Consider the following 16,907-nt stretch of genomic DNA (forward strand, 5'->3'; position numbering starts at 1 on the left):
AATAGATACGTAGTCCTACGGACCGCAGCCTCGCTTGTTCGGACCCGGCGGGCAGCCGAAGAGTGGTGGCTCTGTGGCTCTCCGTCACAGGCAACCGACGAGTTTCGGGGTGAGTTCCAGATGCGCAGAAAGGCAACCACGGCACTGGCACTCGCCGTGTTCGGCGCGGCGGCGCTGGGCACGGCGGGCGTGGCACAGGCGGCCGAGGGCACTGTCGTGCCGGCCAAGCAGCATTACGGCGACCAGTACATCGTGATGCTCAAGGACGCTTACCGCGGGCAGTCCTCGGCGGCTTCGCTCACGCAGCGTTACGGCGGCGAGGTCCGCTCCACCTACTCGGCCACGATGCACGGGTTCTCCGCGCGAGGGATGACCGCGCAGCAGGCGCGCCGCCTCGCCGCCGACCCGGCCGTTCGGGCGGTCTACGAGGACGGCACCGCCAAGATCGCCGGCAGCCAGCAGAACCCGACCTGGGGCCTCGACCGGATCGACCAGAAGAACCTGCCGCTCGACCACGCGTACGCCTACCCCAACACCGGCGAAGGCGTCACCGCCTACGACCTCGACACCGGGATCAAGCCGGACAACCCGGAGTACGAGGGACGCGCGAGCGTCGGCAAGGACTTCGTCGGCGGCGACGGCATCGACTGCAACGGGCACGGTTCGCACACCGCGGGCACGATCGGCAGCAAGACGTACGGCGTGGCGAAGAAGGTCAAGATCGTCGGGCTCAAGGTGCTCGGCAACGACTGTTCCGGCAACGGCCCGGACTCCGCCGCGGTCGACGCGATGGAGTGGGTCACCGCGAACGCGGCCAAGCCCGCCGTGGCGAACATGAGCCTGACCATGGACCAGGTCGGGGTCGGCGACGACGCGATCAAGAAGTCCATCGCGTCCGGCGTGGTCTACTCCGTCGCCGCCGGGAACTCCTCGACCGACGCGTGCAACACCAGCCCGGCCCGTGTGCCGGAGGCGATCACGGTGAACGCCTCCGACGAGAACGACAACCGGGCGTCGTTCTCGAACTACGGCTCCTGCACCGACATTTTCGCGCCCGGCAACAACATCACGTCCCTCGGGCTGTCCAGCGGAAGCTCCGCGAACATGAGCGGGACGTCGATGGCCACGCCGCACGTCACCGGCGCGGCCGCGCTCTACCTCGCCGCGAACCCGGGTGCCACCGCACAGCAGGCGCGCGACGCCCTGGTGTCCGGCGCGGTCGACGGCGTGATCAAGAACGCGGGCAGCGGGTCGCCGAACAAGCTGCTGAACGTCTCCTTCATCAGCACCGGGCCCGCCCCGAAGTGCGGCGTCAAGTCGAGCACCGCTCCGGTGGCCATTCCGGACGCCGGCGACGCGGTGACCACTTCGGTCACCCAGGACAGCTGCGACGGCAAGGCGGCGACGGCCCTTCCGGTGAAGGTCGACATCGCCCACACCTACACCGCGGACCTCGCGGTGGACCTCATCGGCCCGAGCGGAAAGGTGTACTCGCTGCGTAAATCCGGCGGAATCGGCGAGGCGACCGGCGTGCACACCACCTACACCGTGGACGCCTCCGGCGAAGCGGCTAACGGCACCTGGAAGCTGAGCGTCCGGGACGTCAACCGCTTCGACACCGGTTCGATCGAAGGACTCTCGATCACCTTCTGACCCAGGCGACGGTGCGCCGCAGGCCTGCTGGCCGCGGCGCACCGTGCTGTTCACCGAACGGTGAGGGTGTAAGTGGCGCTGCCGCTCTTGCCACTCGCGTCGGTGGCGGTGACCGTGATCGGGTAGTTGCCCGCCTGGAACGGCGCGAACACCTGCATCGCCGAACTGCCGCCGGACGAGATGGTCTGCGGGTTGAAGAACGGCGAGATCGGCAGCCCGGAACCGGACGCGGACAGCCGGAGCGAGCCAGTCCCGCCGGTCGCCGACACGGTCACGGTGCTGAACGAGCCCGCTCCGGCCGTGCCGCTTCCGGGCGTCACGGTGACCTTGACATCACCCGTCGGGGTGCCCTTGCCGACAGTCAGCGTGAGCTTCGCAGTAGCGGTGTCCGTAGTTCCTTTGCCAGAAATCGTGACCGGGTAAGCACCTTCGGGAGTGCTTGCCGCGGTTTCGATGGTCAGCTTGGCAGTGTCGCCCGACGTGATGCTGGCGGGCTGGAACGTCGCCTTCGCACCGCTGGGAAGCCCGGACGCGGTGAGATCGACCTTCTCGGCGCCGTTCTTGCCTGCCTTGCTGGTGACCGAGGTCGAGATGTACCTGCCCGGGTCGACCTGGACCGAAGCGGGGCTGACGCCGAGGGTGAAGCTGTCGCTGCCGACGTTCCCGATCTGCTCGGCGACCCAGTCCCCCATGTCGTTGTTGAGGCGGCCGTAGACGCTGTACCACTTGAAATCGCTGCGGCTCCACGACGCGACGCCGACCACCTTGCCGTCCACGATGAGCGGGCCGCCGCTGTCACCGGGCAGGATCGTCGGGTCGCCGTTGGAGTAGCCGGCGCAGATCATCGTGGCGTCCTGGAAACCGGCGCCGACGCCCTGGCAGTTCGAACCCTCGCGGATCGGCAGAGTGGCTTTGTCGACGGTGACGTCCCGCGAGTCGTCGTTGAAGTCCTTCTTGCCGTACCCGACGCCGACGCCGTTCTTGCCGGGTTTGTTGAGTTCGGTGTCCGCCGAGGTGGCCACCTTGGCGTACTGGCCGTTCGGCACCGGGATGTCCGCGTCCGTGGTGACGACCGCGACGTCGTAGCCCTGGTCGAAGTTCACGTACTTGGGATGGGTGTCGTAGCTGACGACGCCGAGCCGGGTGCCGCCGCCCGCGTTCAGGTCGTCGAGGCCGTACAGGAAGGTCTTCTTGCCCTCGGCGGCCTTGCAGTGCGCCGCGATGAGGATCTTCCGCGGCGCGACGACCGAGCCAGTGCAGGTCTGCCCCTGCGGACGCGAGCCGCCTTCGCGCAGGCCAGCGATGATGAACGGGAACTCGGCGACCGAGCTGTCCTGCCCGTGGTAGAACTGCGCACGCATGCTGGGCGGGATGTGCACGTCGCCGGTCGGGGCCACCGCGACGGGAGTCTCGGTCGCTTGTGCGGTGCCGTCGAGCAGCGGCGCGGAGAGGACGGCCAGCCCAGTGGCCAGCAAGCCGAGTATCCGGTGGGGTCTCTTCACAGCGGTTTCCTTTCCTAGGACTGGAAAGTCACCTTCCGGTGCCCGGGTGTGCGGTAGCAATCCGGGAGCTGGACCGTATGGGTACGGATCTATCTCCGTCGGCGCGTTCGCGGGGCACGGCCCTTGTGCTGGCCGGAGCCGGGCCGCGCGGGGAGAACCGAGGAGACCGTGGCTCGTCCATAGTTGGACACTTAATTGTCGCAAACCATTTCGAGTCGATGCCATTCGATCTGTCGACCTCGTCCGACCTTCAATTTCGGCTTTAAGTCGTCCCTAGTTGACAGATCACGTTCGTCGACCACACAAAATCAGGTACGTACGGCCACCGCCGGGGAACGCCCCAGCTGAAAAATCCCGCGACTTCCTCCGAGGCGCGCGGACCGGGCGACGATCGCAGGCGAGTGGGCGGGGCGGCCGCGCGGACCTGGGCGGACGTCGCGACCTCCCAGCTCGTGCACCCCGAGGTCACCGACCCGCTCACCGGCGACCGAGCGTTCCGGATCCGGCTGTTCGCCGCCGCGCCATCCGTTCTCCCGACGGAGGTGCTCGCACAGCGGCGTGCGAGGGTGCCGCACCGCTGTCCCGAGCCGGGTTGTCGGGACGAGGTTGGTTTCGCTGGTCGACGCGCCTGCCGACCGCCAGGATCGACAGTGCCGCGGAGCGCACGAGGACTGCCCGGTGCTGACGCTCAGCACCAATTCCCAGAAAGGATGCGGGTACCGGGCGACCCGGATCCGGCCGCGGTCCGCGGCGGAGAACACCACCCGCGACACCGTGCCCCTCGACCCGTGTTTCCGGCCGGGGCGGCCCCCCTACCACCGCCCCGGCCGGTCCGCCTGCTTTGTCCAGGCGTCCGCGGCGGCGACCTCCGACAGCTCGTGCCGAGCGGTGCCGCCTGGCTCTTGTCTAGCCCGATGAGGTTGTTCTGTGTCGGTCCCTGGACTCCGAACACCAAGCGCCGAACAATAGGCAGCGGGCGGAGGGGGAAGGCTCATGCCGAGGCGGGAGCGGCCGCTGGATCCAGGCGGCGACGCGTTGTCACGGTTCGCACAAGGCCTGCGGGACCTGCGCGAGAAAGCCGGAAATCCGACATACCGGGAATTGGCGCGGCGCGCGCACTACGCCGCGGGCACGTTGTCCGAGGCGGCGGGCGGCCGCAAGCTGCCGACGCTGCCGGTGACGCTCGCGTACGTCCGAGCCTGCAGCGGAGACGTCTCGGCCTGGGAGAAAATCTGGCACTCCCTCGCCGCGGAACTGGCCGCGGAAGCGGCGGCGTCGTCCGGCGAGCAGGATTCGGCGGACGACGCACCCTACGTCGGGTTGCGGGCATTTCGGGCGGAGGACGCGGACCGGTTCTTCGGCCGCGAGCGAGTGCTCGAAGAACTGGCGGACAAACTCTCCCGTCGTCAGTTCCTCGCGGTGTTCGGGCCGTCCGGGGCCGGTAAATCGTCGCTGCTGCGGGCCGGTTTCGTGCCGCGCCGGGCAGATTCCACCACAGTGTTGTTCACCCCGGGGCTCCATCCGTTCGAAGAATGCGCACTGCGGCTCGCCCCGCTGCTTTCCACCACCGCGGCTCAGATCCTGGACGAATTGACTTCGGCCCCGGGCAACTTGCGGCTGCTGTTCCGCCAGGCGGGGCACGACCGGGCCGCTCTCGTGGTCATCGACCAGTTCGAGGAACTGTTCACCCTCTGCTCCGATCCGGCCGAACGCGCCGCGTTCCTCGACGCGCTTCTCGACGCCGCCACGACGGGTGCGGCCGAGGTCGTCATCGGCGTCCGCGCCGACTTCTACCCTCGGTGCGCGGAGCACCGCGGACTCGCCGAAGCCGTCTCCGAAGAGCACCTGCTGCTCAGGCCGATGAGCCCCGGAGAGCTGAGGGACGCGATCGTCAAGCCCGCGACTCGAGCCGGGCTCAGTGTCGAAAGCGCTCTGGTGACCGAACTGGTCGCCGAAGCGCACTCCGAACCCGGCGTGCTCCCCCTGCTGTCGCATGTGCTTCTCGAGACCTGGCACCACCGTCAGGGGGTGGCCCTCACCCTTGCCGCCTATGACCGCACCGGCCGCTTGGAACATGCTCTGACACGAACCGCCGAGTCGGTGTACAGCTCGCTGGATGCCGCACAGCGGCTCGTGCTTCGCCACGTGCTGCTGCGGCTGACCGCGCTCGGCGACGGCACCGCCGACACCAGGCGACGGGTCCCGTTGCCCGAACTGACCGCCGACCCGGACCACGTTGCCGTGCTGGACGAACTGATCGATGCCAGGTTGGTGACTGTCGATCGCGACACCGTCGAGCTGGCACACGAGGCGCTCATCCGGCAATGGCCTCGCCTCCGGGACTGGCTCGCCGACGATCGCGAAGGACTCGAGATCCGCCGGCAGCTCACCCTGGCGGCAGCAGCGTGGGAAGCGCTCGGGCGCGACACCGGATCGCTGTACCGCGGGCGGCGCCTCGAGCTCGCGCTGGCTTGGTCGGCCCGCGACGGTGGCGTGCCGATCCGAGGCGCGCCGAACCTGGCGTGGAACGAACACGGCACCGCGCAGCTCAACGACCTCGAGCGGGAATTCCTGGCCGCGAGCGCCCGGGAAAGGGATCGCGAACGGCTGGCGAAGCGCCGCCGGATGCGGATCGCGCTGACCAGTCTGAGCGCCGCGCTGGTCGTAGTCCTGGCGCTGGCGACGATCGCCCTGGTGCAGGCCGGGCAGGCGCGGCGGCAGCGTGATCAGGCCCTGGCCGACAAATTGGTGTCCGCCGCGAGGGCTCAGCTGCTGGCGGATCCCGAACTGTCGGTGCTGCTGGCCAGGCGCGCCCTGGAGATCGCGCCGAGCGCGCAGGGCGAGTCGGCCCTCGCTCAGGCAATGGCCGACTCGCACGTCCGCGGCGCCTGGCAAACCGAGCAGGGCCAATCGATCGGCGTCGCCTTCAGCCCGGACGGGAAATGGCTCGCGTCGGCGGGGCACGACCACACAGTGCGCATCCGTGCGGTCGCCGACGACCGCGCACCTCTCGTGCTTCGCGGCCATGCGGACCGGGTGCTCGACGTCGCGTTCAGCCCGGACAGCAGCAAGCTGGCCAGCACGAGCCAGGACGGCACGGTGCGGATCTGGCGCACTGACGGCACCGGGGTCCCCACGGTCTTGCGCGGTCCGAAGACGTACGTGCACGCAGTGTCCTGGCACCCGGACGGGCACCGCCTCGCCACCGGGAGCGAGGACGGGGCGGTGCGGATCTGGCGCAGCGACGGCACCGGTGAGCCGGTCGTGCTGACCAGGCATCCCAGCCGAGCGCTCACGGTGGCGTTCAGCCCGGACGGCACCCGGCTCGCCAGCGGCAGCGGGGATTCCACTGTCCGCGTGCTCGACACCGCCACCGGCGCGACCGTCACGACGCTGACCGGGCACACCTCGTCCGTCGAAGATCTGGCTTTCGGCCCGGACGGGCAGCGCATCGTCAGCGGGAGCACCGACGGCACCATGCGAGTCTGGCGGATCGACGGGACCGCTGCCCCGATCGTGTTCTCCGATCACCAGGACACCGTGGAAACGGTCGCGTTCAGCCATGACGGGCGGCACGTGGTCAGCGGCGGCAACGACCGCACGGCGCGGATCCGGCGGGCCAGCGGCGGCGGGGACCCGGTCGTGTTGCGGGGCAACGGCGGGCCGATTTGGGGCGTGGCGTTCAGCCCCGACGACCGCATGGTCGCGACTGGCGGCGACGAGGGAGTGGTCCGGCTGTGGGAATCCGCCGCGAAGCCGGGACAGCACACCTTGGCCGGGCACAACGGCGCGGTCTGGAACACCGCGTTCAGCCCGGACGGCACGCGGGTCGCGGCCGCCTGCGACGACGGCACCGTGCGGATCCAGCAGGCCGACGGCCGGGGGACGCCGGTCCTGCTCGCCGGGCACCGCGGTGCGGTCGAAGCCGTGGCATACAGTCCCGACGGACGATGGCTGGTCAGCGGAGGTGACGACCGGACCGTGCGGATCTGGCGTGCCGACGGCCAGCCGGTCAGGACTATGACCGGCCACCAAGGCAGGGTGTGGAGCGTGGCCGTCAGCCCCGACGGCACGCACGTCGTCAGCGGCAGCGACGACCGGACGGTCCGGATCTGGCCCGTGACCGGCGACGCCGCGCCGGTGGTCTTGCCGACCGCCGCCGGTGCCGCCCGCGACGTCGCGTACAGCCCGGACGGCAGGCGGGTCGCCAGCGGAAATCGCGGCGGCGACGCCGAAGTCTGGAATCTGGCCGACAGCGGCCGCCCGGCGGTCCTGCCCACCGGGCACGAAGGCGTGGTGTGGAGTATCGCGTTCAGCCCGGACGGCGCGGACCTCGCCGGCGCGAGCAACGACGGAGCCGTCCGCATCTGGCACGCCTCCGGCGATCCGGCCCCGATGGTGCTGACCGGCCACGAGGGGCTGGTGTGGAACCTCGCCTTCAGCCCCGACGGCCAGCGCATCGCCACCGCGGGCAATGATCACACCGTCCGCGTCTGGCGCCGCGCGCCAGCCGTCGACCCGATCACGTTCACCGGGAAAGGTGCGTCCTTCGAAAGCGCGTCGTACGGACCGGGCAACTTGCTCGCCGCCGGGCGGAACGACGGCACCGTCGACGTGTGGACGTGCGAGGAATGCGTGCCGCTCGACCAGTTGCTCGCTCTGGCGGCGCACCGCGTGACCCGCGACTTCACTCCGGCGGAGCGGCAGCGCTACCTCGATTGACCACGGGGCGACCGGGAACCCGCTCTCGATCCGGGTGAAGGCACCCGCCATTTGTCGTGAATATTCACTGAGCACGGCCTCTGGCAGTTCAGAGATTGTTGTTCGCGACCGCACACCCGACAACGAACAACGAAAGCGGGCTACCACAGTAGTGCGTTCGCGGAACATTGCCGGGAAAAAGAGTACGACTGCTGCCCGAAGCGGGGTGTCGTCCGGATCGCGAATGCACGAGCCGATGGCGGGAACTGCTCGCCATCGACACAGCGAAGAGAAAGGGGAAGAAACGTGAATACCCTTCGAAAAGTCACGGTGGGCGCTACCGCGGCGATCGCGCTGGCCGCACTGCCCGCGATCGCTCAAGCGACAGAGCCGCACCGCGCGCCGGAGGCCCAGCCCATGGACGAGTGCAAGGTGAAGCCGTGGTTCTGCGGATTCATCCGGAACTTGCCGAGTTCGAACCAGGCGCTGCGGGTCACCACCGACTGGCCCCGGCGCAACAACCCCAGCACCTGGGTGTCGGTGCCGCGCGGGAAGAACTCACGCGAGGTCGGGGTTCTGGACGCGGACGGATACTGGGTCGCTCGCGGCTGCACCGCTTACCAGGGCATCTTCACGTACAAAGGGCCGCAGTGGGTGCAGGTGCACGACCTGCCCAGCGCGGAATGGCAAGTCAAATACCGTTGCTAGTGCCTAGAGCCGGAATTTCACGTTCGGTATCGCGTGCGATCGCCGCGGCGGCCGCACGCGATACCGTCTCTGGCCCTTCCCACCCGCTACGACGGTTGAACAGCCGGTGTCGCGCGGTTCGCCGTCGCGAGAGCGCGCCCGTCGGAGGTGAAGTCCGCGGAGTTGTCCATGCGCCGGCGGGCGGCAGGGGCCCGCGCGGGTGCCGGTGCGCAGGTTCCAGAGCGCCAGAACGCCGGTGGCGTCGGGTGAACCGCAGCGCGTCGGTCGGTGGCGGCCGACAGCCGTCCGTGCTGAACCGCAGTATCGCGACGGGGGTATCGGCCTCCGCAACCGTGAGCGAGGCGACGATTCTGCGAGCGACCGTAGGGCGACGACCGGGAACCCACAGGGTGAGGCGGCGTCTTTCTCCCGGTGCGCGCGACACGGCCAGCAGCACCAACACGGCCGCAGATTCCTCCAGACACGCCGCTTCCCCGCCGCCGAGATCCCGTGGACCGTCCTCGCCACCGACGGCGCTTGCAAACCCAGGCGGCATCTGGGCCTCGACGACTGGCCGAAACTCGCAGGAATGGACGAAGACGCACTCCGCCGCCTTCTCCTGCACTGCGAAAACTGGGAACGCCACGGCGACCCCGCCGCGCAACAACTCCCCCGCGCCAGTGCCACGACGACAAAGCCTGGCTGTGCTGCGGCGTTCCGGTACGCCCACGAACCCGGCCTGAGCGTGCGACGTGCTCCCCAGCCCGGGTACGGGACCACCGAGCGGATCAGCAGAGCATCGCACCGCGGTCGAGTTCACTTGCCGCCAGGTCGGAGAATTGGCGTCACCACTTGGTTGTCGGCAACGTCGAGCGCAGGAAATCTCGTGAGATCCGGGTGCGGGCGCAGCTCGGGGAGCCGTCGGCTCGGACCGCGGTCAGCGGGAGTGCTCGCCGCTGGGCGGGCACGTCGGATCCCGATAGCCCGGGCCGGTGATCCTGCTGCGGAAGTCGGTGTCGTCGCTGACTTTCCGGGCCGCGGGGAACTGGACGCGGAGCTGTTCGGCGAAGCCTTCGGTGTCGGCCTGGTTCTTCGGCACCACGGTCACCGAGGCCGGTACGGCGTCGGGCTCCAGCAGGTCCAGCAGGTCCGGCTGGTTCGCGAACATCTTCCGGAACCTCGCGTAGCCGTCTTGCCGGGTCTGGGTGCAGGACCGCAGGAGCCGGGGATCGCCACGCAGCACCCGGGCGACGGCGGCCAGCACGACCGCCGCCGCCAACCGGATTCGGCGAGCCGCGCGCCTCGTCGCGGAGCAAGGCGGGCTGTCGTCTCTGGCTCATCGTCCGGACCGGATTCCCCGTCGCTGGCCGCGGTTCCTTGTTCTGGATTCGACCGCCGCAAGGTCTCGCACACCGAGCGTTCAACACTGCTTCACGCTTGCCCGGGCGGGTCGTCGCGGTCTCTGCGGGCGATGGAGGCGAAGTCGCCGAACGCGGGGTATGGTTCCCAGTTCGCGTCGATCGGCACATCTCGGTAGCCCTCGACGCTCACCGAGTTCCCCTGCTGCAGCTCACGGCGCACGACGCCGTCAGGTTTCTCCCAGAAAACGTCCTCGATGAGCGTGGCCTCGTTCATGCTGTGGAACACGCCGTCCTCGGGATACTCCCACCGCACCACGTGCTTCAGGAACAGCTGCCCCGGTTCCATGAGCCAGAATCCGTAGGACAATAGCGTGCTGCCGTGGCCGTCGAAGAATTTGACGGTGATCCGGTACGGAGACTGCGGATTGATCTCCAGCACGCAGTCCGGTTCGGACACGTCCCCGATGACCGCGCTGAACCACTTTCCCCCGTCTTCGTAGCGGCGCTTCGCGGTCCGTTCCGTGAGTGGCTGCCACATGGTGCGGTCGTCACCGCCCCACGCCCGGCAGTAGTGCACCGTCAGCACTGAAACGACTCCTTCATGTTGCACTCAGTTGTAAATCTTGTTGTTGGTGTCGCGGATCGTTACTGGAGGTCTCCCTTTGGCGGCGGCGTCGAGCACGGCCTGCGGGACAGCTCCCTCCTGAACGGGGATCTCCAGGATGAGCTTTCCTTGCAACCCCTTGTCTCGCAGATTGTACTTATCGAGATACTGGCGGTTGTACGGAGTGTCGGGGATCAGGACGCCCGGACCGTACTTGGTGCGCATTTCGCCGACGTAACCGACGCCGGTCTGGTCGGCGACCTTGGCGAGCTGGGTGAATTTCCGTGACACGATCTCCTGGTTGGGAACGTAGGAGTCGAGTCGTTTATAAGGAAATTGCGTGCCGACGTACAGTTCGTTGATCGGGTATCGGCTCCAGTTGTCCTTGTTGAACTGGACGCCTGCCTGGAGGCGCTGCTTGATCCAGTCGTCCATCTTGGAAGGACCGGACGGGCTCGGCGGGTCGAGGGTGGGCTCGCCGTTGATGCCGACCCGGTAGTCGGGGAAGACGAGGCGGCCGCCGGTGGCGATCTGGCCGATGACTTCGCCCCAGTCGAAGGCCTTGTTGAACCCGTCGGTCACGCCCGTCAGGTACCGGTTGAAGGTCTCTTCGAGCAGCCAGTCGAGTTGTTCGATGGTGGCGCAGCGCGGGTTGTTCTGGCACGCTTTGACGATCTGCAAGGCCATGGAATCGGTGCCTGTGCCTGCCTTGCCCGCAGCACACGCCAGCTTGCCTTCGATGCTGCCGCAGAGCTTCCCGATCCACGCGCCGACGAGCTTCTTTTGTTCTTCCGGGGTCAGCGTCTCCCCGGGCTTCTTGTCGGGGATGCCGCTGGCCTTGCGCCACTCCTCCAACTCCTGGCGCTCGAGCTCAGCCGCAGCCCTCCAAGCGTCGGTTTCGGCCTGGGCTGCCGCGGCCGCGTCGCGGCCCGCGTCCATTGCCGATCGCCGTGCCCAGGCGGCGTATCCGTAGGCCGCCGAGGCATGTCGGTCCGCGGCGACGAGTTCCTGTGGGTAGACGGCGAGGACTGAGGAAAAACCGTCGGTGGCGAAGCTGACGAACTCGGGCGTTCGTGCCGCCGTACCCGGATCTCGCGAGACTCCGCGTGTCCGGCGCAGCCTGTAGCCAAGGCTCGCCGGACGAGCGACGGCGAAACTCGATCGCGGTGCGGTGTCGCGCAATCCAGCCCGATGGTCCCGCGCCGCAGTCCGGGAGTGCGCTGCATGCTCACGCTGCGGGCAACAGCGGCCGGATTGCCGCAGCACGACCTCTTGCCGTCGTGGCGCTTGTAGGCGCGGTTCGGTGGCGAGCGCTCGCAGCGAGAAAGTCCTCCGCGCCAAGGGAACCTACGGCGCGGATACCGATGATCCGTCCGTCCGCTTTACCGGCCGCAAACCGCCCACCGGCTGGCAGAGCGGTCAGGGACGGACGTTCCAACGGATCCAGGAACCGTGCGAGTCCCGGACGCTGCAATAGATTTTCTTGCCCACCTGAACCTCGATCTGCTTCAAATTCTTGCCGTTGTAAAAGCAATTACAGGCATCGTCGTCCCTCGGCCTCGAATACTGGGAAATCGGCCGCTATCAGGACGCTTTCGACCTCGGCCAGGAAGCGCTGAGCGAAATACCGCGAGGCAGGCGACCGGTTCGGCACCGGCTGGGCGCTCAGCAGCGCCCATTGGCACGACGCACTGGCGATCTTCGACCAGCTCAGCGACCCCCGCGCCGGGGAAATCCGGCCCTGTCTGCACCAAACCGCCCCTGACAATGGGGCCAGCACCGCATAGGCATACAGCGAGAGGACATCGCCCCATTCCGCGTCGGCCGGCGTGCGCTGGTGGCAGTAATGTCGCGGGGTCAGTCGTCGGCTGCGACAAGGAGAGCGAGCGACGCCGCGGACCGGTCGATGACGACGAGTTCGTGGTAGTCGATGTGGATGGGGCCATAGTCGTGGAGCGCGTCCTCCGCGAGCTGTCCCAGCACGTAGGTGCTGGTCGCCCTGCGGATCAGGCGGTAGACCTCCTGGCTCAGACGCGCTTCGAGCGGCTCTGGGATGTTTCCGTGCTGGTTGGCCCAGGAGCGGATGACGTCGACCGCCGTCGCGGCATCGACCGCCTCGTAGCGGTCCGGGGTGATGCGGTTCAGCCACCACTGGCCATGCCGCGGCCAGTCTTGAACGCCGCCTCCGTCGTACGTGTCCCGAAACTGAGGGTGTGCGATCAAGGCCGCTAGTACCTCCCGGTCGTCCAGCACCTCGGACGGCAACCGGAAATGCTTGGCGTCAACCCAGCGGTAGCCGTGATGGGATCCCTCGCCGAAGTCGAAGTCCCGGAAGTTGATGAAGGGACTGACCAGGTGGACGAGGGCGGGCGCTGCTTCCATGCTCGTCATCGTAGGTCGCGCCGCTCGTCACGTTTCCGTGGTTCTTGACGTAACGTTGCCTCACCAGGAAGTCTTTCCCACCTGGAGGAGTGACTGACCCGGGCGAAGGTGGCATGCAGGACGAACGGCAACGGCTGGAATCGGCCCTTCGCGCGGCCACGATCCCGCTGTCGCTGGACTCGGGAGCCGTGTGCGGCACCGGGTTCTTCATCGGGCCGGGACTGGTGCTCACCTGCGCACACGTGATCACGACGCCGGACGGACCGGCCGAAACGGTGTACTCCGAGCCGACCGACGCCTGGCCCGCCGATCGGCTCGAAGTCATGCCCGGCTCGTATCGGCCCGGCGGGCAGGACGGCGAAGACCTGGTTCTCTTGCAGACTTCCCGGTCCGGTTGCCCGGGCCCGGCGTTGCTTTCGGACGTCTCCGCGGTCGGCGACGACGCGTGGGTCTTCGGGTATCCAGAGGGCCGGTACCGCACTGGCGACGTCGTGTCCCTGCGTCTCGAAGGCAGGTCCGAGCGGACTGACGGCGCGATGCTGCTGAAGGGTTCGCACGGACGAATCCGGCCGGGAATGAGCGGCGGCCCGGTGCTGAACTGGCGTACCGGCGCGGTGTGCGGGATCGTCCGTTATCGGGACCGCAGGTATGACGACATCGCCAGATTCGTACCAGTCACCACAGTATTCGCGTGCTATCCGGGATTGCCGGACCTCAACCTTCGTACGCCGTCGACGCGCCGCTGGCTCGATCTCCTGGACGACGGGCACCTGGCCGCAGGCGGAATGCGGTACCCAGGACCCCGTCTGCGCCAGTACCTCCGTGCGGCGAGCCGTGCCGACGACACCCATCCCTACGCCGGTTTGCTCGACACGAGGCCGCCTCTGTCCAAGGTCTACCTTCGCCAAGAGGCCAGTCCGGAAACCGCGGTCCCCGGCACCACACCGGAAACACGAGAACGGGTGCCCGCCGACGACCTGTTCACCAGCCATCCGGGCGTGCAGATCGTCGGCGGGCCGGGAGCGGGCAAGTCGAGCCTGGCCCGCCATCTGACCGCGGTCACCGCCCGGCGCTGGCTCGACGACGCGAGCGGCGAATTCGTGCCTGTGCTCGTTCCCGCCGACGCGCTGGCCAAACCTGGCGGCCTGAGCGAACTTCTCGCCGAGGGAACCGTCCGCATGCTGGACGTCGAACTCGACCGCGCGACACTGACCAGGCTCTTCAGCGGCAGCCCGCTCCACGGTGCGAGATGGATGGTGCTCGTCGACGGCGTCGACGAAGTCCTCGACCCGTCGTTGCGCAGGCAGGTGCTCGCCAAGATCGCCCGGCACCGGGCGGACTCCGAGTACCGCTTCGCCCTGACCTCGCGCCCTTTGCCGTCGTATCTGATGAGCGAGGTGACCGAGGACGGTCAATGCCCGACCTACGTGATCGAGCCGTTCGCCCGCGGCCAGCTCGGTGATTTCGCCGCTACGTGGTTCGTCCAGCTAGGACTGCCCGAGCCCGAGGCCGCAGCCGAACGATTCCTCGCCCGGCTGGAGCAGACCGGCCTTGGCGACCTCGTGACCATCCCGCTGCTCGCGACAATGGCGTGCATCCTCTACGCCGAAGCCCCCGACGAACGCTTGCCCGGCAACCGGGGCGAACTCTACGCCCAGTTCATCGCACTGTTGCTCACCAAGCGCAAGCTCGCCGAAGTCCGCGGCCGGCTCCGCCGCTGGACCGAGGCGAGCGGCCCGGACGCGGTCGCTGCCGCCGAAAGCCTCCTGGACCGGACGCGCGAACTGCTGCGGCGGATGGCTTACGAGGAGTACCGCCTCGGCACCGATCCGTTCACCCGCGCGAGCCGGGTGGACCCGGCCGTCGCACTGAGCGGATACGTCGGCAAACCGGCGAACATGGGGGCGGCCGAGTGGGCCAGTGTGGCGCAGGAAGTCCTGCGCAGCTGCGGTTTGTTCGTCGAGCATCGCGGCACGTTCACGTTCATTCACCAGACGGTGCAGGAGTATCTCGCCGCCGCGTATCTGGCCGGACGCCACCCGAATCCACGCTCGCGGCACGCCCGGAAGCTGGTCGCACCGCAGGAATGGCCGTGGCGCGGACTGGAGGTCAAACTCTTTCTCGTCGCGCTGTGGGCAGCCAACGGGCAGGATGTCACCCCGGTGTTGATCCGCCTGTTGAGCCGGCGCAACCGCGAAGCGTGCTACCCGTTCCTCGTCGAACTCCACCGTCAACAAGTCCGGCTGCCCGCCAAAGTCCACGCCAAACTGGTCGACATCCTCACCGAATGGGTCACCGGAAGCGCAACCGACCACGCCGCATGGCGGGACGCGGCCAACGCCGCACTCACTGTCGCCCCCGACCGGGCGATCTCGCTGCTCCGGCACACCTCGGCCAGCCCAGGCAACTGGCGTCGGCGACTCGATTCGGCTCTGCTCCTGCTCGACCACGACCGACCACACGGCACACACGCGCTTCGCGCACTAGCACTGGACGAAAACCTCGAGGGATTCGCACGGTTGCGGGCCGCACAGCTTCTGCGCGAACACCACCCGGACGCCGGGACCGCCACTCTCGACGCGGTAGCGCGATCAGGGCCGGCAGACATCTTTCGGACTGATGCGGCCCGCCTCGTGGGCGAGAACGACCCTGCCCGCGGGCAAGTACTGCTGACCAGCATCGCTTATGACGCCCAGGCCGCAGGCGCCGCCAGGCTCGATGCCGCACAACGTCTTCCGCGAACGGAGGCAGCCGACGCCCTGCGCTGGCTCGCGGCCGACGACCACGCCGATCCCGAAACCCGGTTCAAGGCCGCGTCGGCCCTGGCCGACTGGTTCGAAGATCGAGGCCCGGAGCTGCTCGCGAAAATCTGCCGAAATCCCAAACTGGACCGCGAACTTCGCATCCGCGCCGCAGCACGGGTCACGGAATTCTCCCCGGCATTCGGCTCGCGACTGCAGCTCGAACTCGTCGCGGACCCCTCGCTCGGAGAGAAGCGGGTCGCGGTCGCTGCCACAGCTGCGGTCCACGACCCGCGCAACGCGGCAACAGCCCTCGCCGAGCTGGCCCGATCAGCCAACGAACACCCGAAGTTCCGGATCACGGCCGCCGAAGCAGCCGCCGGACTCGACCGAGAGGTCGGCGTCGACGTTCTCACCTCGCTAGCCGCCGATCGCTGGTTCGAGCAGCGGTTCGCCGCGATACTCACGCTGGAGCGATTCGACCGGCAGCGCGCGGCGAAACAGCTACAACGCATCGCCGACCATCCTTCTGAACCGCTAAGGCTGCGCCTTGACGCGGTGGACGTGTTGTGGGACCTGGACCCAGACGCGGCGCGTCCCAAGCTGCTCACCATCTTCTCGGCGTTGATTCTCCCTGACAACCGCCCCTTCGACCTGATCGAACGAGTCGGGGCGGTGGATCCGGGGCTCGCGGCGAGGCTGCTGAGCGCACTGTCGCTGAGCCACCGGCTCCCGGCGGACTACCGGCTCAGAGCAGCAGATCGACTGCGGCGGTACGACAGGCACCAAGCAGCCAAAGTCCAGGCCCGGCTGGCCAACGACCCGGTTGTCATGGCTTATCGGGAGGCTCATTGACCGCGGATGGTCCGTCGGCCTGCTGCTCGGCGGGCTTCCATTCGAGCGACACCTTGACGTTGGCCTTGGCCGTGCCCTTCACCAGGATCGCCGTCAACTGGCCGCTTTCCACTCCGATCTCGCACCCGAACTCGACCGCCACCTTGCTCGGCTTGACCTTCCGAAGCCCGCCGACCACCGCGTCCGTCACCGACTCGGTCAGCTTCTCCAGCGACGCGGCGAATTCTGCGAAACTCGGCAGGCGCGCCGCGACCTCCTCGTCGTCCTCGCCTACCAACGAGACCTCGGCATACGCCGTCCGCCCGTCGACCTCGACAGGAAGATAGACCGGCCGCGAGACCGTCTCCGGGTATTCGTCCATGAATGCGCCTCCAACCCCAGATGTGCACGTTCTCGCAGAGCCTAGAGAACCGCCACCGGA

At 68.2% G+C, this 16,907-nt stretch carries 10 protein-coding genes; 4 read left to right on the forward strand and 6 right to left on the reverse strand.

The window, feature by feature from the left end:
• Positions 1 to 120 precede the first annotated feature (120 nt).
• Positions 121 to 1,653, forward strand: coding sequence for a S8 family peptidase (locus tag ACFSVL_RS40050; RefSeq protein WP_378312298.1), 1,533 nt, complete (start codon positions 121 to 123; stop codon positions 1,651 to 1,653).
• Between the two features lie 50 nt (positions 1,654 to 1,703).
• Here ACFSVL_RS40050 and ACFSVL_RS40055 read toward each other — a convergent pair whose 3' ends face one another.
• Complete coding sequence (locus tag ACFSVL_RS40055; RefSeq protein WP_378312299.1) at positions 1,704 to 3,155, reverse strand: trypsin-like serine protease; 1,452 nt, start codon at positions 3,153 to 3,155, stop codon at positions 1,704 to 1,706.
• A 993-nt stretch (positions 3,156 to 4,148) separates the two neighbouring features.
• Between ACFSVL_RS40055 and ACFSVL_RS40060 the strand changes: the two genes are divergently transcribed.
• Positions 4,149 to 7,877 carry an nSTAND1 domain-containing NTPase gene (locus tag ACFSVL_RS40060; RefSeq protein ID WP_378312301.1) on the forward strand — a complete coding sequence of 1,243 codons (3,729 nt, stop codon included), beginning with the start codon at positions 4,149 to 4,151 and terminating at the stop codon, positions 7,875 to 7,877.
• Between the two features lie 285 nt (positions 7,878 to 8,162).
• Complete coding sequence (locus ACFSVL_RS40065; protein WP_378312303.1) at positions 8,163 to 8,564, forward strand: hypothetical protein; 402 nt, start codon at positions 8,163 to 8,165, stop codon at positions 8,562 to 8,564.
• 916 nt (positions 8,565 to 9,480) lie between these two features.
• On the opposite strand, the gene ACFSVL_RS40070 is transcribed toward ACFSVL_RS40065, so the two are convergent.
• The 4 genes from ACFSVL_RS40070 to ACFSVL_RS40085 all read right to left on the reverse strand — a co-directional run bounded on the left by ACFSVL_RS40070 (position 9,481) and on the right by ACFSVL_RS40085 (position 12,890).
• Entirely contained in the window at positions 9,481 to 9,822 is a 342-nt protein-coding gene (locus tag ACFSVL_RS40070; RefSeq protein ID WP_378312305.1) for a permease-like cell division protein FtsX, read from the reverse strand.
• 152 nt (positions 9,823 to 9,974) lie between these two features.
• Entirely contained in the window at positions 9,975 to 10,490 is a 516-nt protein-coding gene (locus tag ACFSVL_RS40075) for a hypothetical protein (protein ID WP_378312307.1), read from the reverse strand.
• Between the two features lie 24 nt (positions 10,491 to 10,514).
• Positions 10,515 to 11,690, reverse strand: coding sequence for a hypothetical protein (locus ACFSVL_RS40080; RefSeq protein WP_378312308.1), 1,176 nt, complete (start codon positions 11,688 to 11,690; stop codon positions 10,515 to 10,517).
• 675 nt (positions 11,691 to 12,365) lie between these two features.
• The gene (locus tag ACFSVL_RS40085; RefSeq protein WP_378312310.1) at positions 12,366 to 12,890 is read right to left on the reverse strand and encodes a hypothetical protein; all 525 of its coding nucleotides are present in this window, start codon (positions 12,888 to 12,890) and stop codon (positions 12,366 to 12,368) included.
• Positions 12,891 to 13,003: 113 nt separating this feature from the next.
• Between ACFSVL_RS40085 and ACFSVL_RS40090 the strand changes: the two genes are divergently transcribed.
• Positions 13,004 to 16,486 (forward strand): trypsin-like peptidase domain-containing protein, encoded by a 3,483-nt coding sequence (locus tag ACFSVL_RS40090; protein WP_378312311.1) that lies wholly within the window; start codon positions 13,004 to 13,006, stop codon positions 16,484 to 16,486.
• Here ACFSVL_RS40090 and ACFSVL_RS40095 read toward each other — a convergent pair.
• On the reverse strand, positions 16,461 to 16,847 hold the full coding sequence (locus ACFSVL_RS40095; RefSeq protein WP_378312313.1) for a CU044_2847 family protein: 387 nt from the start codon (positions 16,845 to 16,847) through the stop codon (positions 16,461 to 16,463). The genes ACFSVL_RS40090 and ACFSVL_RS40095 overlap by 26 nt on opposite strands.
• Positions 16,848 to 16,907 lie beyond the last annotated feature (60 nt).

Source organism: Amycolatopsis silviterrae (genome assembly GCF_042684085.1).
Taxonomy (GTDB): Bacteria; Actinomycetota; Actinomycetes; order Mycobacteriales; family Pseudonocardiaceae; genus Amycolatopsis; species Amycolatopsis silviterrae.

What these genes read in the sequence shown, in the direction of transcription:
- ACFSVL_RS40050 (WP_378312298.1), top strand. Translation starts at nt 121, where the DNA reads ATGCGCAGAAAGGCAACCACGGCACTGGCACTCGCCGTGTTCGGCGCG.
- ACFSVL_RS40060 (WP_378312301.1), top strand. Translation starts at nt 4,149, where the DNA reads ATGCCGAGGCGGGAGCGGCCGCTGGATCCAGGCGGCGACGCGTTGTCA.
- ACFSVL_RS40085 (WP_378312310.1), bottom strand. Translation starts at nt 12,890, where the DNA reads ATGGAAGCAGCGCCCGCCCTCGTCCACCTGGTCAGTCCCTTCATCAAC.
- ACFSVL_RS40090 (WP_378312311.1), top strand. Translation starts at nt 13,004, where the DNA reads ATGCAGGACGAACGGCAACGGCTGGAATCGGCCCTTCGCGCGGCCACG.
- ACFSVL_RS40095 (WP_378312313.1), bottom strand. Translation starts at nt 16,847, where the DNA reads ATGGACGAATACCCGGAGACGGTCTCGCGGCCGGTCTATCTTCCTGTC.